Genomic DNA, 22,729 nt, shown 5'->3' with positions numbered 1-22,729 from the left:
TTTTATTGCAGGCTGCATGAAACTAGCTGAATAAGCACGATAGAAAGGGGTGTTGATTTGAATTCTGTTATTGACCAAGTTAAAAGTTTAGTCCAACCAATTTTAGCTGATCATGGTTTTTATTTAGTTGATTTAGAGTATGTCAAAGAAGCAGGTAGCTGGTATTTACGGCTGTATATTGATAAAGACGGGGGCATTGATATTGAAGAATGCGCTGTGGTTAATCAAGAATTAAGCGAACAATTAGATGCTCAAGACCCAGAACTGATTCCTAATGCTTACTTTTTGGAAGTATCTTCACCTGGTGCTGAACGTCCCATTAAGACGCAGCAAGATTTAACAAATGCACTGGACCAATACATTCATGTTAGTTTATATCAAAAGCTCAATGGTCAAAAAGTTTTTGAAGGTACTTTAAAAGAATTTGACGAGCAACAATTAAAGTTGGAAGTTAAGATTAAAGCGCAACGCAAAGTAATAGCTATCCCACGTCAACAAATAGCATCAATGCGTTTAGCAATTGAGTTTTAACTGTAAGGAGATCACGTTATGAGTAAAGAATTAGTGGGAGCACTAGATGCCTTAGAAAAAGAAAAAGGTATTTCTAAAGAATTAATTATTGATGCAATGGAAGATGCTTTAAAATCAGCTTATAAAAGAAATTATGGTCAAGCCCAAAATGTCGAAGTAATATTTGACGATAAAAAAGGCGATTTTCATATTTACACAGTCAAAGAAGTGGTGGAGCAAGTAGCAGATCAACGTTTGGAAATCAGCTTAACTGATGCTCAACAGGTGAATCGTGGCTATGAATTAGGCGATCATCTTAACGAAGAAGTCACTCCGAAAAACTTTGGCCGTATTGCCGCCCAAACGGCCAAACAAGTGGTGATGCAACGCGTTCGTGAAGCAGAACGGAATAACATTTATAATGAATATAGTCAGTACCAAGATGAAATTATTCAAGGTGTGATTCAGCGGCGCGATAATCGCTTTGTCTACATTAACTTTGGACGCGTTGAGGCGGTGATGGAACGAAAAGATCAAATTCCGAATGAATCATACCAACCTCAAGATCGGATTAAAGTTTATGTTTCTAAAGTTGACAATACTACTAAGGGACCACAAATTTTCGTTTCTCGGTCGCACCCCGGCCTAGTGAAACGCTTGTTTGAACAAGAAGTTCCGGAAATCTATGATGGAACCGTGGAAATTGTTTCGATTGCACGTGAAGCGGGCGATCGTACCAAAATTGCGGTACGGTCAACTGATGAAAATATTGATCCTGTCGGTACGACTGTGGGACCACGAGGCCAGCGAGTACAAGCAATTGTTGATGAATTAAACGGCGAGAATATTGATGTTGTTAAATGGGAGCCCAATCCTTCTGATTTTATTGCCAATGCTTTAAACCCTGCGGAAGTGATTGCCGTTCAATTTGATGATGAGACGAATCCCAAGTCTTGTATTGTCATTGTCCCCGACTATCATCTCTCTTTAGCCATTGGTAAACGCGGTCAAAATGCACGTTTGGCTGCGAAATTAACTGGTTTTAAGATTGATATTAAGCCTGAATCAGAAGTGGAATTTGTTGATGAAGCAGGCGATGAAGTCGATGAAGAGGATCTTGATTAAATGAATTAAGGTGGTGGTTGTTTGAAAACGAGAAAAGTACCGATGCGTAAAGATGTCTTAACTAATGAAATGGCCCCCAAACGTTTGTTAGTCCGGATTGTTCGGAACAAAGACGGCGAAGTTAGCGTTGACGAAACGGGCAAAAAGCCAGGGCGCGGAGCTTATGTGGGGTTAGACCCCGCAGCAGTTAAGCAGGCACAAAAAGATCATAAGTTAGACGAAATTTTAAAAACGAAGTTGACAGCTGAGTTTTATGAAGAGCTATATAATTATGTCGATCATCAAAAAGCACGGTTAGATTTGTTTGGTGAACTAGGTAAAAAACATTGACACAACAACGTATTTTGAATTTCTTGGGTCTGGCGAAACGAGCCCGTAAAATTGTTACTGGCCAAGAATTAGTTTTAAAAGCCATGAAAAATGGTCAGGTCTATTTTGTCTTTTTGGCAACAGATACTGGGGCTGTGGCTCAAAAATCATTTCAAACAACCCTCAAGCGACAGCAAATCCCATTTGATCAGACCTTTAATCAAATTCAACTCAGTCAGGCAATTGGTCAGGCAACTAAAGCCATTGCCATTACCGATCGGGGATTTGCTCAACGATTTCAAGAATTAATAACAAATAATTAAGGAGCGTGAATTTATGGGAAAGAAACGAGTTTATGAATTAGCAAAAGAGCTCCATGTTCCAAGTAAAGATTTGGTGGATATAGCCCGCAAGCATCATATGGAAATCTCGTCCCATATGGCAGTTTTAGATGATGCACAATTAAATGATTTAACTAAGATTGTACGTTCAACTAATCAGTCTCCAAAAACTCAATCACCAGTATCGAAAGATACGACTAATGCTAAAAGTAAAGGAAAAACAAAAATTAAAGTTACAGCTATCCGGCATGCGCCTAAACCTAATGATGTTAAGAAGAACCACCAGCATTCTAATAATAACCATAATAATAATGGTAATGAGCACCGTACACATCAAAATAATGAACACAGTCGTGGTCCAGTGACGACTAATAATAATCAAGGTCGTACTAATCAAAATCGTAATAACACGAATGCGCGACCAAATAATTCGCGCACTAATAATCGCAATCGTAATTTAAATAATGACCGGCGTTCATCCATGATGAATCGGGCTAGTGCGGGGCGGAAACATTTAGCGCAATATAAACAAAATGCGCAAGCTTCCGTGGAATCAATCGAACAAGCACGGCATCATGAACAGCGACAAAAAGAGCAAAGAGCAAAGCGTGCTAATGAGCGTGCAACTCAACAACGCTCACAAAGACCAACTACTAATCATTCCAGTCAAAGTGCTAACCGTAATCGGAATAATAGTAGTAATCAACAAGTTACGCGGAAGCCAACTACGACGCAAAAGCCAACGGTTAATCGCCCAACAACGCAACCGACTGCTGAAAAAACTACTTCGGATAATAATAATAAGCGACAACATGAGTTTACGAACAATCGTCGCAAAAATGAGCATATTGATTATCGCAATCGGCCCAAGCATAAAAACAAGCGTAAATTACGCAAGCAACAAGCTAGTCAACCGAAAAAGCCAATGCCACAACGGAAAGAACGGCCGTTACCAGAGGTTTTGGAATACTCAGTCGGCATGAATGCGCAAGACTTAGGTAAAATTTTACATCGGGAACCAGCTGAAATTGTTAAAAAGTTATTTATGTTGGGTGTGATGGTTAATCAAAACCAATCCTTAGATAAAGATACAATTGAAATTTTGGCCGCCGATTATGGCATTGATGCGCAAGAAAAGGTTGAAGAAGATATTACCGATTTGGATACCTTCTTTGAAGATGAAGTCAATAATACTGATAATTTGACTAATCGGCCACCAGTAGTTACGATCATGGGTCACGTTGATCATGGTAAAACTACTTTATTAGATAATTTACGGCATAGTCACGTCACGGCAGGTGAAGCGGGCGGTATTACCCAGCATATTGGTGCTTATCAAGTTCAATTAGATGGTCGCTTAATTACCTTCTTAGATACCCCAGGACACGCAGCCTTCTCTAACATGCGGGCGCGTGGTGCTGATATTACCGATATTGTTATTTTAGTAGTAGCGGCCGATGATGGTGTAATGCCCCAGACAATTGAGGCGATTAATCATGCCAAGGCAGCTAATGATCCAATTATTGTCGCTATTAATAAGATTGATAAACCAGATGCTAATCCCCAGCATGTGACGGAAGAATTAATGAATTATGGTTTGATTCCTGAAAGCTATGGTGGTGATACCATCTTTGCTAATATTTCTGCTAAACAAGGCACGGGCATTGATGAATTATTACAAATGGTCTTATTAGAAGCTGACGTGTTAGAGTTAAAAGCTAACGCACAACAAAAAGCCGTGGGTACCGTAATTGAAGCCCGCTTAGATAAAGGCCGCGGTCCAGTTGCTAGTTTATTAGTGCAACAAGGAACTTTACACAAGGGTGATCCAATTGTCGTGGGGAATACCTTTGGTCGTGTTCGAGTAATGACGGATGATCGTGGTCGGCAAATTGAGTCTGCTTTACCATCACAACCAGTGATGATTACTGGCTTAAATGATGTACCACAGTCAGCCGATAAGTTTGTGGTCTTTGAAGATGAAAAGACAGCCCGGGCTGCTGGTGAAGAACGTGCTGAACGAGCACAAATGGAAGAACGCAAGCGGACTAACGCGGTCACCTTGGATAACTTGTTCGATACCATGAAACAAAATGATATGAAGAAAGTTGACGTCGTGATTAAAGCTGATGTCCAAGGCTCTGTGGAAGCTTTGCGCAATAGTTTGGAAAAAATTGAAGTCGAAGGTGTGCGGGTCAATATTATCCATGCTGCCGTAGGGGCAATTAATGAAAGTGATGTTACTTTAGCTTCGGCAAGTAATGCCATTATTATCGGTTTTAATGTGCGGCCAACCGTGCAAGCTAAAATTCAAGCTGATAGTGAAAGTGTTGATATTCGGTTGCATAATGTTATTTATAACGCAATTGATGAAATTGAGTCAGCCATGAAGGGTATGCTAGAGCCTGTTTATGAAGAAAAGGTAACTGGTAATTTGACCGTACGGGAAACTTATAAAGTTTCTAAATTAGGAACGATTGCTGGGTGCATTGTGGATACCGGCTTGATTCAACGTGATAGCGGAGTTCGTTTAATCCGTAACGGAATTGTCGTTTATGAAGGCAAACTGGCCTCTTTGAAACGCTTTAAAGATGATGTTAAGGAAGTTAAGCAAGGCTTTGAATGTGGTTTGATGATCGAAAATTATAATGATATTAAGATTGATGATCAGATTGAAACTTATGTCATGCAAGAAGTTCCTGTCAAGTAGGAGGTGTTGTAATGAAATATCGTGTTGGTCGAGTTGAACAAGAAATCCAACGAGAAGTTAATGATATTTTGTTAAAACGGGTGCGTGATCCGCGTGTCAAGGAAGTAACTATTACGGGAGTCGAGGTAACTGGCGATTTACAGCAAGCTACAATTTACTTCAGTGTTTTGGCAGAGACCGCTAGTGCGGCGCAAAAAGCTACTGCTGGTTTGAATAAAGCCAAAGGCTTGATTCGGCGCGAATTAGGACACCGTTTATCAATTTATAAAACTCCAGATTTAATCTTTAAACAAGATGATTCCATTCGGTATGGTGAACATATTGATGAATTGTTACGCCATTTAAATGAATCAGACAAATAGTCGCTTAGCGGCTTTTTTGTTACATATAATTGTATTGCGGAAAATCTTTCTAGTTAAGGCAATGCTATACTAAATTAGTTAATTAAATTATTAATGAGGTTATGATAATGAATGGTATTATTCCCCTGTATAAACCACGCGGTGTGACTAGTGCGGATTGCGTGTACCAATTGCGGAAGTTATTACATGAAAAAAAGATTGGCCATACTGGTACTTTGGATCCCGATGTCGATGGTGTCTTGGTCATTTGTGTTGGTCAAGCCACGAAGTTAGTTAATTGGCTCTTAAATTCTGACAAAGTTTATCAAGGTCAAATCACTTTTGGCAGTGCGACGACAACTGAAGATGCCAGTGGTGAAGTCATTGCGCAGACAAAATTACGAGCACCAATTGCCGATGAGAAGATTAAATTAGGAATGCAAAGTTTAACGGGTTTAATCCAGCAACAACCGCCAATGTATTCGGCGGTGAAAGTTAACGGTAAACGGCTGTATGAATATGCCCGAGCTCATCAGGAAGTGGAGCGTCCGATTCGGCAAGTAACGATTAAACAATTTGATTTATTGGCGGCCAGTCAATTTGATGAAGTGCAACAGCAACAAACTTGTGAATTTTTAGTGCGGTGCAGTAAAGGCACCTATATTCGGACTTTGGCCGTGCAATTAGGGCAATATCTTCATTTGCCGGCGCACATGAGTCGTTTAACGAGAACTTATGGTGGTGGTTTTAAACTACAGGAGACATGGACTTTAGAACAAATCAAATTGCAGTTGGCTCAAGACCAAATGGATTTTTGTTTGCCGTTGAATGCAGCTTTTACAGACCAAATGCCACTGTATGAATTGACTGCTGCGCAATGGCAAGTGGTGCAAAACGGCGGTGCTATTCAGTTGCCTTCAACTGAGGAACAGGTCTTACTGACTTGGCAGCATCAAGTCAAAGCATTGTATCGTTTACAAAATCAGAACTATGTTCCGCAAATTATGCTTTTAAAAAATGATAGGTGAGTAAATCGTGGAAGTTCAAATTTTAAAATATCCCTTTCAGCAGCAGTTGAAAATTCCGGCACGGCAAGTTTTAGCGGCGGGTTTTTTTGATGGCGTGCACCTCGGTCATCAAAATGTGATTAAAACGGCAGTACGGCTGGCGCATACGCGGCAACAACCAGCGGCAGTTTTGACGTTTGACCGCCATCCTATTGAAGTTTATCAACCGCAAAAAGTGACGGGAACGTTCCAGTATCTGACGCCATTTCAACGCAAACTAGAATTGTTTCAAGAATTACAAGTAGATATTGTCTATGTAGTAGAGTTTAATCCCATTTTGGCGCATTTAGCACCTCAAAAATTTGTCGAAGATTTTTTGTTGCGCTTGCATATTACAACTTTAGTGGCCGGCTTTGATTGGACCTTTGGCCCCAAAGAGATTGCGACCATGACGTATTTACGCCAGTTAGTCCAACAACGCTTTGAAATTGTAGAGATTCCTTCTTTAAATTTCGATCATGAAAAAATTTCTTCTACTAATATTCGCACAGCGTTACAGACGGATCAGATTCAACACGCTAATTTATTATTGGGTTATAATTACCAAAACCAAGGTCCAGTGGTTCACGGTTATCAAATGGGGCGGCAGTTGGGTTTTCCCACAGCTAATTTAGCTTTAAGCGCAGAGCAATTAGTTCCTAGCTTGGGTGTTTACGTCACACGAGTCAAAGTTGGTGATGACTGGTTCCCAGCGATGACTTCCGTTGGCCGAAATGTGACTTTTAAAAGGGGCAATAATCCGGTCACAGTAGAGGCTAATCTCTTAGACTTTGATCAAGATCTCTATGGTCAGGAAGTCCAAATTCAGTGGTTAAAATATTTACGTCCTGAAATTAAATTTGCTGACGCCCCGGCATTGGTGCAGCAATTACGACAAGATCAGCAAGCTACCGAAAATTATTTCAGAAAATAATAGCAACTAACTTGACATAGTGCTAATAGCTTGCTATATTTAACATTGTTAGCACTGATATATCAAGAGTGCTAAAAGCGAGGTGATTTGGTTTGATAACTGATCGTCAAGCTGCAATTTTAAAGGCAATTGTTCAACAATATATTGAAACGGGGCAACCTATTGGCTCGAAGGCTTTAATGGATCGGTTACCAATTCATGTGAGTTCGGCAACTATTCGCAATGACATGGCAAATTTAGAGAGTTTGGGTCTGATTGAAAAGATTCATTTGTCATCAGGACGGGTGCCTTCAGATAGTGGTTATCGGTACTATTTGGATCACCTGTTAACGCCGATAGATGTTTCGGAGCAAACTTCAGAAATCATTCATTCTGATTTTGCCAAACAACGCTTTACCAAAATTGATGAGATTGTTGCGCAGTCCGCTAAAATTCTCTCAACTTTGACAAGTTATACGGCCATTGCTTTAGGACCTGAGAGTGATAATACTGTTTTAACTGGTTTTCGAATTGTAGACTTGGGTAACAGTCAAGTCATGGCTATTATGGTAACTAGTGATGGAGCTGTTTATAATCAAGTGTATCGCTTAGAAGCAGATATTGCGGCTGATCGTTTGGAAGCGGTCGTACGCATTATTAATGATCAATTAGTAGGTCAGACTTTGAATGAGGTTTCCAAGCGATTAAAGACTGATTTTCCTAAACTGGTGGCACAATATTTACAGACTCCAGATGGTTTTTTGTCAATTTTTGATGATATCTTAGATAAAGTTGCCGCCGATCATTTCTTTGTGGACGGTAAATCTAATTTATTTAACTACGTTGATACCCGTAATAGTGACAGTTTAAAGAGTTTGTATTCATTGTTTGACAGTGACCATAATTTAGCCAAGCTTTTGGGAATGGATCAGAATCTCAGTGACGATGATTCTAATAATCAAGGAATTAAGGTCCATTTGGGTGCTGAATTAGCGCCGCAAATATTGAATAATTATAGTTTGATTACCGCCAAATATAGTGTGGGCGTTCACGGTGATGGCTTAATTGCCCTCTTAGGTCCCACTAATATGCCTTATTCACAAGTGATTGGTTTAATTACCTCTTTACGTTATGAATTGGCAAAGCGGTTAATTGATTATTTTCAAGAACTAAATGGTAATTCAAGTTAGGAGGCGTGTTTATGACGAAACCCGAAATAGATCCGGAAGAGTTTCCTTCAGAAAAAGCTTCAGCAAAAAAAGCAACTGCTAATGATCAAGAAAAAGTGGCATCCAGCAAAGATCAGGATGAACAAGCCACAGCCAAGCCAGCTGCTGATGAAGTGGTAGACAAACTATTAGATGCTAATCAAAAATTAGAAAAAGATTTAAAAGCAAGTCAAGATCAGGAGTTACGCTTACAAGCGGAAATTCAAAATATTAAAAAGCATAATCAACAAGAACAGGCTAGTTTAATTAAGTATGATGGACAAAAGTTAGCGACAGCTATTTTACCATCAATTGACAATTTAGAACGTGCACTACAAGCAAGTAGTGCCGATCAGACCAATGACGGCTTAATTACTGGTGTGCAGATGGTTTTAAAACATTTGAAGCAAGCATTAGCGGAAAATGATATTACTGAAATTAAAGCTTTGAATGAAAAATTTGATCCGACGATTCATCAGGCGGTGCAAACAGTAGCAAGTGATGATGAGCATCCAGCAGACACAGTGGTGCAAGTATTACAGGCCGGTTATCAATTAAAAGATCGCGTTTTGCGGCCAAGTATGGTTGTTGTGGCACAATAAATTAATTTAATGGAGAAGGTTTAATTAATGTCAAAAATTATCGGAATTGATTTAGGAACAACTAATTCAGCAGTTGCTGTTTTAGAAGGTGGCGACCCGAAGATTATTGCTAATCCAGAAGGCGGCCGGACTACACCATCAGTAGTTGCTTTTAAAGATGGTGAAACACAAGTTGGTGAAGTGGCTAAGCGGCAAGCAATTACCAACCCGAATACGATTTCTTCTATCAAACGCCACATTGGTGAAGCTGGCTATAAAGTCAATGTTGATGGCAAAGAATATACACCACAAGAAATTTCGGCCATGATTTTGCAATACATTAAAAACTTTGCAGAAAAATATTTGGGTGAAGAAGTTACTGAAGCGGTAATTACTGTACCAGCTTACTTCAATGACTCACAACGGCAAGCTACCAAAGATGCTGGTAAAATTGCTGGTTTAGATGTTAAACGGATTATTAATGAACCAACAGCTTCTGCTTTAGCTTATGGTTTAGATAAAAGTGATGCCGATGAAAAGGTCTTAGTTTACGATTTAGGTGGTGGGACTTTTGATGTTTCCGTTTTGGAATTAGGCGATGGCGTTTTCCAAGTATTGTCAACTAATGGTGATACCCATTTAGGTGGCGATGACTTTGATAATGCTATTATGGATTGGTTAGTCGCTGACTTTAAAGCGCAAAATCAAATTGACTTATCACAAGATAAGATGGCTTTACAACGGTTGAAAGATGCTGCTGAAAAAGCGAAAAAAGATTTATCTGGTGTGAGTGAAACGGAAATCAGTTTGCCATTTATTTCTGCTGGCCCTGCTGGCCCGTTGCATTTACAGACTACTTTATCGCGCGCTAAATTTAATGAATTAACAGCTGATTTAGTTGACCGGACAAAGATTCCGGTACAAAATGCTTTAAAAGATGCCGATTTAAGCAGTTCTGATATTGATAAAGTTATTTTAAACGGTGGTTCAACCCGGATTCCTGCGGTACAAGAAGCAGTTAAACAATGGACTGGTAAAGAACCCGATCATTCGATTAACCCTGATGAAGCTGTTGCTTTAGGAGCAGCCATTCAAGGTGGTGTGATTACTGGCGATGTGAAAGATGTGGTCTTGTTAGATGTTACGCCATTATCCTTAGGAATTGAAACAATGGGTGGTGTTTCCACTAAGTTAATTGATCGGAATACGACAATTCCAACCAGCAAGTCACAAGTCTTTTCAACAGCTGCGGACAACCAACCAGCAGTAGACATTCATGTTTTACAAGGTGAACGTTCGATGGCCGCTGATAACAAGACTTTAGGTCGGTTCCAGTTAACAGATATTCCTGCTGCTCCGCGAGGCGTCCCACAAATTGAAGTTAAGTTTGATATTGATAAAAACGGAATTGTTAATGTTTCTGCAAAAGATTTAGGCACTGGTAAATCACAGAAGATTACAATTAAGAGTTCATCTGGTTTATCCGATGAAGAAATTGAGCGGATGAAAAAAGAAGCTCAAGAAAATGAAGAGTCTGATAAGAAGCGCAAAGAGGAAGCCGATCTGCGTAACGAAGTTGATCAATTGATCTTTACAACTGATAAGACTTTGAAAGACTTAGAAGGTAAAGTTTCTGAAGATGAAATTAAGAAGGCTACAGATGCAAAAGAAGCTTTGAAGAAAGCCCAAGCTGACAATAATTTGGAAGAAATGAAAGCCAAGAAGGACGATTTGAATAAAATTGTTCAAGATTTATCAGTGAAATTGTATCAACAAGCTCAAGATGCGCAACAAGCCCAAGGTGATGCGAACGCTAATAATTCTGATGCTAAGAATGATGGCGATAGTACCGTAGATGGCGATTTTAAGGAAGTTGACCCTGATAAAAACAAATAAGAGCGCGAATTAACTTGGAACCATTATTTGGGGTGTAGCTACTTGTTAGAATTAACGGCCTAGATTAAAAGTTCAAAGTTTGTATCTAAAAAAGTCAAATTACTAAATCCAGGTTTGGACGTTAGAATTTGACTCTTTTAGTGTTTAAAAGTGCTAGTTTGTGATTTTGGGAAAATTTTAGTTATTGAAAGAAAGGTTAAGTCAGATATGGATCCTTATGAAACTTTAGGTCTGGACCGCAACGCTTCAGAAGACGAGATTAAGCGGGCTTACCGTAAATTATCTAAAAAGTATCATCCCGACCTGAATAAAGCACCTGATGCGGAACAAAAGTTTAAAGAAGTTAATGAAGCCTACGAAATCTTGAAAGATCCGCAAAGAAAAGCCCGGTTTGATCAATACGGTTCCACTGATCAGCAAGCTGGCGGCCAAGGTTTCGGTGGTCAAGGCTTCGGTGGTTTTGATACGAATGGCTTCGGCGATTTTGGCGATATTTTTGACTCGTTTTTTGGTGGCGGCAGTCGGCGCCAAGCTGATCCTACCGCTCCACGGAAGGGCCAAGACTTGGAATACCGGATGAAAATTACTTTTGAAGAAGCTATTTTCGGTGGTAAAAAGACGATTCGCTACAATCGCAGTGAACAATGTCCAGATTGTCAGGGCTCAGGGGCCAAGGCTGGGACAAGCCCCAAAACTTGTCATAAATGTCAGGGAAGCGGACATATTACCGTTAACCAGCGGACTCCATTAGGGATGATGCAGAGTCAACAAGTCTGTGATGTCTGTGGTGGAACTGGTCAAGAAATTGAAGAAAAGTGTCCTACTTGCCATGGACGGGGCAAGATTACCAAAAGTCATGCAGTCGAAATTGATATTCCTGCAGGAATTGATAATTTGCAGCGGATGCGCTTAGATGGTCAGGGGGCTGCTGGTGATAATAAAGGTCCTTATGGTGATTTGTTTGTCACGTTTGAAGTTGAAGCCAGCAAACATTTTGAACGGCATGATACGACTATTTACTCACATGAAACGATTTCGTTCCCACAAGCCGCTTTAGGTGATGAGATTAAAGTCAAAACGGTGCGTGGACAAGTGGAATTGCGAATTCCGGCTGGCACACAGTCAGGAACGGTCTTTAAACTTAAAGGGCAAGGAGTACCTGGTTTGCATGGTGGTGTCGGTGATCAACAGGTTCGCGTAGAAATCGTGACCCCCAAGCACTTAAATGAAAAACAAAAAGAAGCCTTACAGACTTTTGCACAATTAGGTGGTGCTAAGGTCAAAGAACAGGACCGAAATTTCTTTGAGCGGATGCGTGACAATATGAAAGATAAGTTTAAATAAGTGACCTGTTTACACGATTAGTCAATCAGGTTAGCGATTTTGCTCAAAAAATTAATTATTGTGTTTCAAAAAGTAAATTGTTTAATTGAGGCGCAGACTAGTTCATTCAAGCGAGTTGTGCGACTGTCGTCCCAATTTTTAGTGATAATTTATCAAAAATTAAATTGATTACTCAAGTAACCAGTTGCAAATTAATTGCAGGACTTAAAGCTGTTGATGGCTTTAGGTCCTTGTTTGTAATTAAGACGTCAGTGCGTCGCAGGAAAAATTAGTTTACAATTATCGTGCTCACGAGCTGGAGATTAGCCGGGGAATGGTCTTTTGTCAGCGGGAAATTTTTGATATAGTAAACCAAGAGAGCTATAAATGTGAATTTGGAATGAGGATTAATAATATGCCACAATCTGATTTAGAAAATAAACAAAAATATATTCGTAATTTTTCCATTGTTGCTCATATTGACCATGGTAAATCGACGATTGCCGACCGAATCCTAGAATTAACAGATACTGTCTCACAACGAGATATGGAAAATCAAGTTTTGGATGACATGGATATTGAACGTGAACGAGGGATTACGATTAAATTAAACGCAGTTGAATTGAAGTATCAAGCTAAAGATGGGCATACTTACACGTTTCATTTAATCGATACCCCCGGACATGTCGATTTTTCTTATGAAGTATCGCGGAGTTTAGCGGCTTGCGAAGGTGCCTTATTAGTAGTGGATGCTGCGCAGGGTGTGCAAGCACAAACAATGGCGAATGCGTATTTAGCGGTTGATAATGATTTAGAGATTGTGCCAGTGATTAATAAAATTGATTTACCATCGGCGGATGCGGAACGTGTTAAATTAGAAATTACAGATATGATTGGCATTGATGCCGAGAATGCTGTATTAACAAGTGCCAAAAGTGGCTTAGGCATTGCTGATTTATTGGAACGGATCGTGCAAGATGTGCCAGCACCGACAGGCGATTTGACGGCTCCGTTAAAGGCCTTAATTTTTGACTCTGTTTACGATAGTTATCGTGGTGTGGTATTAAGCGTGCGAATTTTCGATGGCCAAGTCAAAGTTGGTGATCACATTAAATTAATGAGTAATGGCAAAGTTTTTGAAGTCACAGAAGTGGGTGTCATGTCTCCCAAAGCTGTTCCACGGGAATTCTTGAGTGTCGGTGATGTCGGTTATATTACTGCTAGTATTAAAAGTGTTCAAGATACGCGAGTAGGTGATACGATTACTCTAGCTGAGCAGCCGACCGCCCAAGCTTTGGCTGGCTATCGGCAAATTACCCCAATGGTCTATTCTGGTATGTATCCGGTAGATAATGCCAAATACGGCGATTTACGTGAGTCATTAGAGAAATTACAATTGAATGATGCTTCCCTGGAATTTGTACCTGAAACTTCCCAAGCCTTAGGGTTTGGTTTTCGGGTCGGTTTTTTAGGTTTATTGCATATGGATGTCATTCAAGAGCGGCTTGAACGGGAATTTAACTTGGACTTGATCATGACAGCTCCGTCCGTTAACTATAAAGTAATTTTGACGGACCAAACGACGAAGATTATTGATAACCCATCACAAATGCCGGATCCTTCGGAAATTCAGGAGATTCAAGAGCCGATGGTTAAAGCTGAAATTATGGTTCCGAAAGATTATGTCGGCGCAGTGATGGAATTGGCTCAACGCAAGCGGGGCCAATTTGATACGATGGATTATTTGGATGATTACCACGTTAATGTAGTTTATCGTTTACCATTAGCCGAAATTATCTATGATTTCTTTGATACTTTAAAGTCTAATACGCGTGGTTTTGCTTCCTTAGATTATCAAATTATTGGCTATCAACCTTCGAAAATGGTTAAGATGGATATTTTATTGAATTCACAACCCGTTGATGCGTTAAGTTTTATCGTCCATGAAGATTTTGCTTATCGGCGGGGACGGCAAATTGTCCAAAAGTTAAAGGGAATTATTCCCCGGCAGCAATTTGAAGTGGCTATTCAAGCGGCGATTGGTAATAAGATTGTGGCGCGTTCTACTGTGAAAGCTTATCGTAAAGATGTGACCGGACCACTATATGGTGGGGATCAAACCCGGAAAAATAAACTATTAGATAAACAAAAGCGGGGTAAGAAACGCATGAAAGAAGTGGGGAGTGTGACTGTTCCCCAAGCAGCCTTTATGGCAGTTTTACAAATGGATGATGATGATTTACAAAAATAGTTCAGTTGTTTTGGCAAAGTTAATTTGATTCTTCAAAGGCAGGTCCAGGGGTAAGCCATGAAAAAAATTGTAAAATATTGCGGAACATTCATTATTTTGGTAGTAGCATTAGCATTAATTTTTAATGGGCAAATTAAGTCTTTTATGGTTCGTCAATTATCACAGCAAAGTTTGTCATCTTTGACAGCTAAACAGGTTCATCAGAATAATTTAAAATCAGCTTCCTTTGATTTTTCTAAAGTTAAATCTATTAGTGTGCAACAAGTGGCGAAAGCCAGTGTACAAAAAAATGCCCCCATGATTGGCAAAATTGCTATTCCGTCCGTTAATTTGCAGTTGCCGATTGTTAAGGGAATTGACGATAATGCTTTAGCGACCGGAGCGGGCACTATGAAACCTGATGAAAAAATGGGGCAGGGTAATTATGCTTTAGCTGGTCATTATATGACCCAAAAGGGCGCCTTATTTTCGCCAATTTCTAATACGCAAATTGGGGATTTAATTTATATAACCGACTTATCCAGCGTTTATACGTATAAAATTACTTTAAAGCAAGTTATTTCACCCAAAGCCACTTGGCGGATTGATGATCAAGGTAAGCAGAAAATGATTAGTTTGATTACCTGTGCCGATGGCGGTGCGAATCGGTGGATTGTTCAAGGCAATTTGGTTAAAGCCCGCGTGGCTAATCGCGCAACTTTAGCAATTTTTGATTAGAGGTTAAAAAATTTGAGTTTACTATATCAATGGCAAAAAGCCGATTTGAACCAAACAGCTCAATTAAAGCAATTGGCTCAAAAACTCCAGTTGCCGTTATTTGTGGTGCAACTACTGAATCAACGTGGGATCAAAACTAGTCAAGAAATTCAACAATTTTTACAACCAGATCTGAAACAGTTAGCAGACCCATACCTTTTGCATGATATGCAGCCAGCAATAGATAGGATTACTCAAGCAATTGTTGCTGGAGAGCAAATTTTAATTTATGGGGATTATGATGCTGATGGAATTACTAGTACGACTATTTTGACAGAAGCCATTACTAATTTGGGTGGTCAAGTGGATTATTTTATTCCGGATCGCTTTCAAGATGGTTATGGTCCAAACCTGAAACGTTACCAACAGTTTATTGCTCAAGGAGTCCAATTAATCATTACTGTCGATAACGGCATTACTGGTGTGCAAGAGGTGGCATATGCAAACGCGCACGGCGTTGATGTCATTATTACGGATCATCATACACTGCCGAAACAATTACCGGCAGCGTTAGCGATTGTGCACCCAGCCTTAGCCACCAATCAACAAGCGGCATATCCTTGTCCATACTTGTCGGGTGCGGGAGTAGCTTTTAAAGTCGCGAGTGCTTTGTTGGATGAAGTCCCCGTTGATTTATTAGACTTGGCAGCGATCGGGACGATAGCTGACGTGATGGAACTGGTAGGTGAGAATCGCGTTATTGTTACTTTTGGGTTACAACAAATGCAGACTCAAGAACGCAGCGGCTTAGCGGCATTAGCGAAAGTGGCCCATTTGAACTGGTCTACTTTAAATGAAGATGATGTCGCTTTTCAAATTGCTCCGCGGTTAAATGCGTTAGGTCGGTTGGATCAGGCTCAAAAAGGGGTCGACTTATTGTTAACTTTCGATGAAGAGCAAGCGCAAAGTTTGGCGAAAACAATTGATCAGTTTAATCAGCAACGTAAAGATTTAACACAGGAAGTATTTACAGCTGCTTGGCAACAGGCACAAGAGCAATTGGCGGCGGGACAACACGTCTTAGTTTTGGCTGCTGAAGATTGGCATCAAGGAATTTTAGGAGTTGTAGCTGGTAAAGTTTTACAACAAAGTGGTTGTCCCACCTTAGTGTTTCATATTGATGAACACCAGGTGGCCACTGGTTCTGGGCGCAGTAATGGGCAGTTTGATTTATATACGGCGCTAGCAAGTCAAGCCGATTTATATCAAAAATTTGGTGGTCATGCGCAGGCTTGTGGTTTAACGTTAGATGCAGCTTTGTTAGAGCAACTCAAACAACGGTTAAATCAATTACCACAAGCTTTACAACTAGATTTAACGCAAAAGCCCCAACAAACGTATGATTTAACAGTAGCAGCGACGGATTTGTCATTAGATTTTTACAAGCAACTGCGGCGGTTAGCGCCTTTTGGGCAGGGCAATTCTCAGCCCATGTTCAAGATTATTAATTTTCAGCATGCTCAAGTAGAATTTTTGGGTAAAAAAACGCAAACGCATTTGAAATTTCTGGTAGATCAACAACTCGAATGTTTGGCGTTCAATTGGGGTCAGTATAAGGAGCAATTAGCTGCGAGTTCCATTCAAGTTTTATATGGCACGGTCATGATTAACAATTGGCATCGCCAACCCACAGTGCAATTAAAAGTAGTCGATGTCAAACTGGCTAATGAATTGGAACAGCTGGTGGTACAACAACAGCAATTTATTGATGCGCGCGGGATTAGTTCGTTAAGCCAAATAACTAATGCCACGCCGCTGCTCTTCTTTCAGGACAAAAATCGCCAGCATTTTGTACAGCAAATGCCCGGTTATTTGACTTATTTAGCTTCAGCAGAAGTACAACAATTAAAAATGGCAGTTTTAATGGATTGCCCACAACATATTCAGGATTTTGAAAATTTAATTGTTAAGTTGCCACAATTATCAAAATTGATTTTTATTTTTAAAAATCGCTTGCAACCATTGATGATTACGCCACAGCAATGGCATTTAGCTTTAAAATATTTAGTGACGCATCAGCAGTTACAAGTACAAGATTTACCAGTAGTAGCTCGGTACTTGAAACTAAATAATTCACAAATTAAATTAATAATTAAAGTGTTTTCTGAGTTGAAGTTTGTTACAATAGACAGTGGCTTGTTAAAATGGCCGGCTACGATACCGGCACGACAACTGAACGAATCACCGTTGTATCAGCAAAATCAAGCCCAGATAAAGATTGTTCAGACTTTAATTGATTCGGATTTTCAACAATTAGTGCAATATGTTATTAAATTACAAAGCTAGAACTATCGAAGGAGAGTTATATGGATTTTAAGAAGTATGTAGCAGATGTTCCTAATTTTCCTGAACCAGGAATCTTATTCCGTGATATTTCGCCATTAATGCATAATGGTGCCGTTTATGCGCAGGCAACTGATGAAATTGCCGCATATGCTAAAAAGCAGCAAACAGAAATGATTGTTGGTCCGGAAGCGCGGGGATTCATTGTGGGTTGCCCAGTAGCTTATAAATTAGGGGTAGGTTTTGCGCCAGCACGTAAAAAGGGAAAACTTCCTCGTGAGACAGTTTCTGTTTCTTATGATTTGGAATACGGTCAGGCATCGTTGTATATGCAAAAAGATGCCGTACAACCAGGACAACGAGTTTTAGTGGTTGATGATTTGATGGCCACTGGTGGTACCTTAGCTGCAACCATTAAATTGGTTGAAGAATTAGGGGGAATTGTGGTTGGAACTGCATTCTTGATCGAATTGACAGAGCTTCATGGTCGTGATAAAATTAAGAACTATGATATGTTTACTTTAATGCAATATTAAAGCAGGTTAACTGCTTTTTATGGAGAGTTGGCAGAGTGGTAATGCACCGGACTCGAAATCCGGCGAACCGATTCGATATCGGCGCGCAGGTTCAAATCCTGTACTCTCCTTTTAGACACGTTTTTTAAAGGCTTTTAAGCCTTTTTTATTTTGCTCAAAAGTGATGTGGATGTTGTTAAATCAACGTTTGTAAGATGTTATTCAAAAACAACAAAGTGTTTAAAATATTTTAAATTTAAAAAGTTTTGGCACTAATTTGGCACCAAAACTTCTTGATTATTTCCGCTTGATTCTAGGCTATTGAGGACATTTTCGATTTCTTGATCAGCTTGAGTTTTGTACTCGTCAATCAAATATGAGTACACTCTGATAGTTGTGGTCATGTCTTTATGGCCTAAGCGCTTAGAGATAATGTATAAATTAATTTTCTTATATAGTAGAAAAGCAACGTGCGTATGCCTTAATGAATGAAAATGAAAACCTTGGCGATTAATACCAGCTTCTTGTAATGATTGATGTAATGTTTTGTTAGCGGCAGCAGAAGTTGGCACCGTTTGGTACTGATCAATAAAAACTTGTTTAGTTTTATCACTGTGATCTAATTGCTTTAAAATATCCAAGATTGTATTGTTCACTCTAATAACTCGTTTAGATGACTCGTTTTTGGTTTCCTTGAATTGCTTTAACCCTTCATGCCATGACCGTTTAACTGTAATAGTTTTGAACTGAAAGTTAATATCTGACCATTTCAACCCTTGAATTTCTCCCAGACGCATACCGGTATAGATTGCCAATAAAATCATGTACTTAGATGTAAAGTGTGGGTTAAGAGAATTGGTTAAATAGTCAACTAATTGTTTTAAATCATTCATATTTAAGTATTCAATTTTTCGTGTTCGGTTTTTATCGTAAACAACAGTAACATTTTGAATAAAATCTTTCTTAACAGCACCGTCGTATAAGGCTGATTTTACGCACGCATGAACAAGAGAATTAATTTTACTGATAGTTGACTTGGAATGATTAGAACCGAAATCAGACAGGAATTCTTGGTACTGCTGGCGGGTAATTTCTTCAATTGGATACTCATTAAAATATTTTTGTAAAACATGGTAGGAATGAGTATATGTTTTTTGAGTACGATCAGTGACGTTAGGCTTTTTGTACGTCTTGTACCAGTTCCAAAAGTATTCAGGCAAAGTTAATTTACCAGAAGTTGAAATTGGGCCATCGGCTGCTCTTAACTCAAATTCATTAGCATATAATTGAGCTTCTTTCTTTGTATCGAAGCCGCCCTTATTTTTACGTTGGTAATTACCATTTGAATCTTTGTAGCTAATACGAGCCATCCATTTTTTGCCTTTTTTAGTGAATGTTGCCATTGAATTTACCTCCAGTTATTTGTTAAAATGGTACACGAAAAGCGCATACCATATGTATGTTTTTCACGTTAGTCATATCCTGGACTTGGAAGGTGAGGGATATGGCTATTTTTAATATAAAGGTAGGTGATACGGGCTGTTTAATCGATCCATACCTTCTATGTCTATTATGGTGTCAAGCGTTTCATTATTTATTTGTATACTATCTAATAGGTATTGACCATTAATTGGGTGATCCTTTAGCGCTTTATCTACAATGCCTTGCAATTCAGTGTGTAAATTTAATCTTTCTGTTAAAGGCAAAATTATATAAATAGAGATCAAAAACATGGGAAAATTCCCTTTGGGATCATATAACTTTTTTACTGCTCTATTGTTTGAAAATAATCTAAATGTTTCTCTATTTATAACATAATTGTTTATTCTTGAAGGATTCACTATAACATTACCATGCGCAAATATGTTTCTATACTGGCAGATAATTTCAATGGAAAAGTTGAAAAAATCTATAAAATAATCGTTAAGGTAGCTACCATCATCTATGTTATATATGATTTTAGAAACAACATTTTTTTGTACATAAGTTATTCTGAACAATGTGTTAAGTTGGTTTAATGTTAAATCTTTAGTAAGTATCCATGGTGGAACTATACCCTTATTTTGTAAATAATGCTCAATCAGGCTACCCTTTTTAGGGGTATTGATCTTATTCGTATAAAATTTTATTTCTTTTTGCTTATAAGATTTGTTGTTTGATTTCAGATTTTGCATTGTAAAAATGTCTAGTGAATCATTTCCATAATGCATTCCCAATTCATGTCCCAGAGTTTCTTCGAAATTTACTTCAAATCTTAAAATATATTTCAAAAGAATATCTTTGAAATTTCTTTGGATAATAAATAATTTTGTTAATTCGTCAAATTCTATCCCTACAGTTATTTTACTGCCTAAATTTTTTATCAAGTCATAGTATGAGTAATGTTCGATACTATATTTAAATTCATCAAAATCATGTAGATTTAATTCTGGATGGTCTCTTTTTAAATCCTTATATAATGAACTGTATGTTTTAAATTCCGGCATATTAACTCCTACAAAAAACCTCATTGATTATTAGAATCAATGAGGTATATGCCCGTTTTGTAAACGCGGACGCTTTTAATTGATTCCATGATATCAAGTATTTATTAAATTGTAAAGCTTAAACTTTCATGACCAAATCACCAATTTCAATAGGATTACTAGAATGTTCGGATTTTTTTATTGGATCAATTTGATCTTTTTTAACGTTCAAATTGGCATTTGTTTTTGAAGTGGCAATGGTAAATGCACTCATATTTCTAATTGCTCTATCAAAAGTGTCTTGAACATGTCTATCAATTTCCAATTGTGTCATGGACGTCATATCACTTTTACATATAGTTAATTTGTTCTGTACTTTAACTGCAACAACTGTAGCTTTAACTGCTGTACCTAAAGAACCCAAAATTTCATGAGTAACAGGATCTTTTACAATATTGGCTTTTGTATCTAATATCTCAAACTTTTGACCTATATGAATATCATCGTTTTTACCGCCATTAATCACTACTTGTTGCTCGCTTAAAATTCTGGCTATTTTGAATTCTTTTTTTTGCATAAAATTGTCTTTCTATTATTTATTTTTCAGCTTTTACCGTCATCAGCTTTGTTGGACCTATGTAATTCCCCAGAGTGGGGAAGAGTTAATATTATTTCATCTGTGTTTGAGTCTTACCTGTAACAGCATTATTAACTATCGTAATTACCATATTAGCGCCGATATTTCCTTGAATATCAGAAGTATAAGTTAAATCTTTGGCTTCTTGGCCAGCGGCGTTAGTTTCTGAATAGCCATTAGGTTGACCGAACTTCTTAGTTATATCATCAACCGATTGTCCGTTTTGGATATTATTAAAATCTTCAAGAGTGATTTTTTTATCACGTTTAACTTTTAATCCAGTAATAGCTTTTAAGACAGCTTTACCATTAGAAAATCCGACTGTAAAAGTAGAACCTAATCCACCACCATTAACTTTATTCCAAATTTTGTCATCAGCTTGAATGGGTCCCACGGCTTGACTTGAAGTTGTATTAGGTTGACCGTATTTATTAACAATGTCAGTATCTGAAGTACCATTATCTGTACCTAATTGAATAGCATTAAAATCATTCAGTGTTGGACCATTCTTTTTAGGATCGGCTTTTGCCTGTTGTTCCGTTTTGTTACCTGAATTATTGGATTTATTAGAACTGGAATTACTTCCACATCCTGCTAAAAGTCCCACTGCTAATAACCCTACAATAGATAATTTAGTTGTACTTTTCATTACATATTCCCCCTAAGTATCAGCTTTTAAAGTCGTCAGTATTTGGACTATTTAATTAAAAATGTATCCTATAAATTGCAATTGAATTAAACTATTGGATATTATTCATATAACGTTTACAAAAATTATAAAGAAAAATCACTCTTACTAATAGAATAATAATTATTGATAATATTTATATTAGTTTTAGTTACATCTGCATCTGATATCTTTTTGTCGTAGTCGATATAGTCATTGTAGTCAAAAACAATTAACCTTTTCCAAGATTTTGATAATATGCTTTCTTTGTCGTGACCGGGTAAAGAATTCATAAATTCTTTTTTTAATTTTTGCGCATAATCTTTAGGTAAAAGAAGCTTATTTAAGAGAAAATCATATAATCTGTATCCAAACGCTTCATAGGATATAAATTGAGTTGACTTTATATTTTTTCTACTTTTTCCTTCATACATTACTGCGTATAAAACATCATCTGGCATTAAAAGATTAGCGGCAAAGCAGTTAGCTTCTTTTTCTGCATAATCTTGATCTTTTATATAATCACCCATTTGATGAAAAAAAGCTTTACCTAATTTCAATTCGTTTTGATGTAAAAATAGATGACCTAATTCGTGTGCTTGTGTAAATGCCATTCTGGTGGGATCATTAATATTAGAATTAATAGTAGTTGATGTTCCTAAGTCGTCTGTAAGAGTATGTCCTAAAATACTTTCATTTTTAAATTCATATTCCATATATTGGCTGTAATTATCTATAAATAATTTTAAATATGGTTGTGCAGAATAATCGGCTAAAGATTTGTTGGTATTGTTGTTTATTATCCTTTCTATTGTCTGTGCCATTTTTTTTGATTTTAAAAGATTTGCCATA

At 38.1% G+C, this 22,729-nt stretch carries 20 protein-coding genes, 1 tRNA gene and 1 pseudogene; 17 read left to right on the top strand and 5 right to left on the bottom strand.

Annotated features, from left to right (window positions below; translation table 11 throughout):
- Positions 1-57 precede the first annotated feature (57 nt).
- The 17 genes and pseudogenes from rimP to AC3B5B_RS00135 all read left to right on the top strand — a co-directional run bounded on the left by rimP (position 58) and on the right by AC3B5B_RS00135 (position 18,239).
- Positions 58-531 (top strand): ribosome maturation factor RimP, encoded by a 474-nt coding sequence (gene rimP, locus AC3B5B_RS00215; RefSeq protein WP_489757549.1) that lies wholly within the window; start codon positions 58-60, stop codon positions 529-531.
- A gap of 18 nt (positions 532-549) precedes the next feature.
- Positions 550-1,632 (top strand): annotated as a pseudogene (gene nusA, locus AC3B5B_RS00210) (transcription termination factor NusA); the annotation flags it as partial.
- Between the two features lie 24 nt (positions 1,633-1,656).
- Complete coding sequence (rnpM, locus tag AC3B5B_RS00205) at positions 1,657-1,965, top strand: RNase P modulator RnpM (protein WP_489757550.1); 309 nt, start codon at positions 1,657-1,659, stop codon at positions 1,963-1,965.
- Positions 1,962-2,267 (top strand): L7Ae/L30e/S12e/Gadd45 family ribosomal protein, encoded by a 306-nt coding sequence (locus AC3B5B_RS00200; protein ID WP_489757551.1) that lies wholly within the window; start codon positions 1,962-1,964, stop codon positions 2,265-2,267. Before rnpM ends, AC3B5B_RS00200 begins: the two co-directional genes overlap by 4 nt.
- 13 nt (positions 2,268-2,280) lie before the next feature.
- Positions 2,281-4,995 carry a translation initiation factor IF-2 gene (gene infB, locus AC3B5B_RS00195; protein WP_489757552.1) on the top strand — a complete coding sequence of 905 codons (2,715 nt, stop codon included), beginning with the start codon at positions 2,281-2,283 and terminating at the stop codon, positions 4,993-4,995.
- An 11-nt stretch (positions 4,996-5,006) separates the two neighbouring features.
- Positions 5,007-5,357, top strand: a complete 351-nt coding sequence (gene rbfA, locus AC3B5B_RS00190; RefSeq protein WP_489757553.1) for a 30S ribosome-binding factor RbfA — start codon at positions 5,007-5,009, stop codon at positions 5,355-5,357.
- 107 nt (positions 5,358-5,464) lie between these two features.
- Entirely contained in the window at positions 5,465-6,364 is a 900-nt protein-coding gene (gene truB, locus AC3B5B_RS00185) for a tRNA pseudouridine(55) synthase TruB (protein WP_489769000.1), read from the top strand.
- Between the two features lie 7 nt (positions 6,365-6,371).
- Positions 6,372-7,316, top strand: a complete 945-nt coding sequence (gene ribF, locus AC3B5B_RS00180; protein WP_489757555.1) for a riboflavin biosynthesis protein RibF — start codon at positions 6,372-6,374, stop codon at positions 7,314-7,316.
- Between the two features lie 92 nt (positions 7,317-7,408).
- The gene (gene hrcA / locus AC3B5B_RS00175) at positions 7,409-8,485 is read left to right on the top strand and encodes a heat-inducible transcriptional repressor HrcA (RefSeq protein WP_489768999.1); all 1,077 of its coding nucleotides are present in this window, start codon (positions 7,409-7,411) and stop codon (positions 8,483-8,485) included.
- An 11-nt stretch (positions 8,486-8,496) separates the two neighbouring features.
- On the top strand, positions 8,497-9,105 hold the full coding sequence (grpE, locus tag AC3B5B_RS00170) for a nucleotide exchange factor GrpE (RefSeq protein WP_489768998.1): 609 nt from the start codon (positions 8,497-8,499) through the stop codon (positions 9,103-9,105).
- A 27-nt stretch (positions 9,106-9,132) separates the two neighbouring features.
- Positions 9,133-10,980, top strand: a complete 1,848-nt coding sequence (dnaK, locus tag AC3B5B_RS00165; RefSeq protein WP_489757558.1) for a molecular chaperone DnaK — start codon at positions 9,133-9,135, stop codon at positions 10,978-10,980.
- 207 nt (positions 10,981-11,187) lie between these two features.
- Positions 11,188-12,324, top strand: coding sequence for a molecular chaperone DnaJ (dnaJ, locus tag AC3B5B_RS00160; protein WP_489768997.1), 1,137 nt, complete (start codon positions 11,188-11,190; stop codon positions 12,322-12,324).
- A 394-nt stretch (positions 12,325-12,718) separates the two neighbouring features.
- Positions 12,719-14,554: a translation elongation factor 4 gene (gene lepA / locus AC3B5B_RS00155; protein ID WP_489757560.1), complete on the top strand. Its 1,836-nt coding sequence runs from the start codon at positions 12,719-12,721 to the stop codon at positions 14,552-14,554.
- A 57-nt stretch (positions 14,555-14,611) separates the two neighbouring features.
- Positions 14,612-15,271 carry a class A sortase gene (locus AC3B5B_RS00150; RefSeq protein ID WP_489757561.1) on the top strand — a complete coding sequence of 220 codons (660 nt, stop codon included), beginning with the start codon at positions 14,612-14,614 and terminating at the stop codon, positions 15,269-15,271.
- Positions 15,272-15,283: 12 nt separating this feature from the next.
- Complete coding sequence (recJ, locus tag AC3B5B_RS00145) at positions 15,284-17,596, top strand: single-stranded-DNA-specific exonuclease RecJ (RefSeq protein ID WP_489768996.1); 2,313 nt, start codon at positions 15,284-15,286, stop codon at positions 17,594-17,596.
- A gap of 20 nt (positions 17,597-17,616) precedes the next feature.
- Positions 17,617-18,129, top strand: coding sequence for an adenine phosphoribosyltransferase (locus AC3B5B_RS00140; protein ID WP_489757563.1), 513 nt, complete (start codon positions 17,617-17,619; stop codon positions 18,127-18,129).
- Between the two features lie 21 nt (positions 18,130-18,150).
- Positions 18,151-18,239, top strand: a tRNA-Ser gene (locus AC3B5B_RS00135).
- A 141-nt stretch (positions 18,240-18,380) separates the two neighbouring features.
- Here AC3B5B_RS00135 and AC3B5B_RS00130 read toward each other — a convergent pair.
- From AC3B5B_RS00130 to AC3B5B_RS00110, 5 genes are all read right to left on the bottom strand, one after another.
- Positions 18,381-19,511: a site-specific integrase gene (locus AC3B5B_RS00130; RefSeq protein ID WP_489768995.1), complete on the bottom strand. Its 1,131-nt coding sequence runs from the start codon at positions 19,509-19,511 to the stop codon at positions 18,381-18,383.
- A gap of 111 nt (positions 19,512-19,622) precedes the next feature.
- Positions 19,623-20,594, bottom strand: a complete 972-nt coding sequence (locus AC3B5B_RS00125) for an Abi family protein (protein ID WP_489768994.1) — start codon at positions 20,592-20,594, stop codon at positions 19,623-19,625.
- A 118-nt stretch (positions 20,595-20,712) separates the two neighbouring features.
- Positions 20,713-21,150: a hypothetical protein gene (locus AC3B5B_RS00120; protein WP_489768993.1), complete on the bottom strand. Its 438-nt coding sequence runs from the start codon at positions 21,148-21,150 to the stop codon at positions 20,713-20,715.
- A gap of 91 nt (positions 21,151-21,241) precedes the next feature.
- A complete protein-coding gene (locus AC3B5B_RS00115) occupies positions 21,242-21,859 on the bottom strand; it encodes a DUF3862 domain-containing protein (RefSeq protein ID WP_489768992.1) in 618 nt (205 codons plus the stop codon).
- 125 nt (positions 21,860-21,984) lie between these two features.
- The gene (locus AC3B5B_RS00110) at positions 21,985-22,728 is read right to left on the bottom strand and encodes an ImmA/IrrE family metallo-endopeptidase (RefSeq protein WP_489768991.1); all 744 of its coding nucleotides are present in this window, start codon (positions 22,726-22,728) and stop codon (positions 21,985-21,987) included.
- Position 22,729 lies beyond the last annotated feature (1 nt).

It is taken from the genome of Bombilactobacillus sp. ESL1187 (assembly GCF_058107155.1).
The sequence above is the reverse complement of the archived record's forward strand: the minus strand, read 5'-3'. Positions and strand labels throughout refer to the sequence as shown.

Excerpts from the sequence above, each read along its gene's own strand:
- infB (WP_489757552.1), top strand. The coding sequence starts at position 2,281 with ATGGGAAAGAAACGAGTTTATGAATTAGCAAAAGAGCTCCATGTTCCA.
- rbfA (WP_489757553.1), top strand. The coding sequence starts at position 5,007 with ATGAAATATCGTGTTGGTCGAGTTGAACAAGAAATCCAACGAGAAGTT.
- truB (WP_489769000.1), top strand. The coding sequence starts at position 5,465 with ATGAATGGTATTATTCCCCTGTATAAACCACGCGGTGTGACTAGTGCG.
- grpE (WP_489768998.1), top strand. The coding sequence starts at position 8,497 with ATGACGAAACCCGAAATAGATCCGGAAGAGTTTCCTTCAGAAAAAGCT.
- dnaK (WP_489757558.1), top strand. The coding sequence starts at position 9,133 with ATGTCAAAAATTATCGGAATTGATTTAGGAACAACTAATTCAGCAGTT.
- dnaJ (WP_489768997.1), top strand. The coding sequence starts at position 11,188 with ATGGATCCTTATGAAACTTTAGGTCTGGACCGCAACGCTTCAGAAGAC.
- lepA (WP_489757560.1), top strand. The coding sequence starts at position 12,719 with ATGCCACAATCTGATTTAGAAAATAAACAAAAATATATTCGTAATTTT.
- AC3B5B_RS00150 (WP_489757561.1), top strand. The coding sequence starts at position 14,612 with ATGAAAAAAATTGTAAAATATTGCGGAACATTCATTATTTTGGTAGTA.
- AC3B5B_RS00140 (WP_489757563.1), top strand. The coding sequence starts at position 17,617 with ATGGATTTTAAGAAGTATGTAGCAGATGTTCCTAATTTTCCTGAACCA.
- AC3B5B_RS00130 (WP_489768995.1), bottom strand. The coding sequence starts at position 19,511 with ATGGCAACATTCACTAAAAAAGGCAAAAAATGGATGGCTCGTATTAGC.
- AC3B5B_RS00125 (WP_489768994.1), bottom strand. The coding sequence starts at position 20,594 with ATGCCGGAATTTAAAACATACAGTTCATTATATAAGGATTTAAAAAGA.
- AC3B5B_RS00120 (WP_489768993.1), bottom strand. The coding sequence starts at position 21,150 with ATGCAAAAAAAAGAATTCAAAATAGCCAGAATTTTAAGCGAGCAACAA.
- AC3B5B_RS00115 (WP_489768992.1), bottom strand. The coding sequence starts at position 21,859 with ATGAAAAGTACAACTAAATTATCTATTGTAGGGTTATTAGCAGTGGGA.
- AC3B5B_RS00110 (WP_489768991.1), bottom strand. The coding sequence starts at position 22,728 with ATGGCAAATCTTTTAAAATCAAAAAAAATGGCACAGACAATAGAAAGG.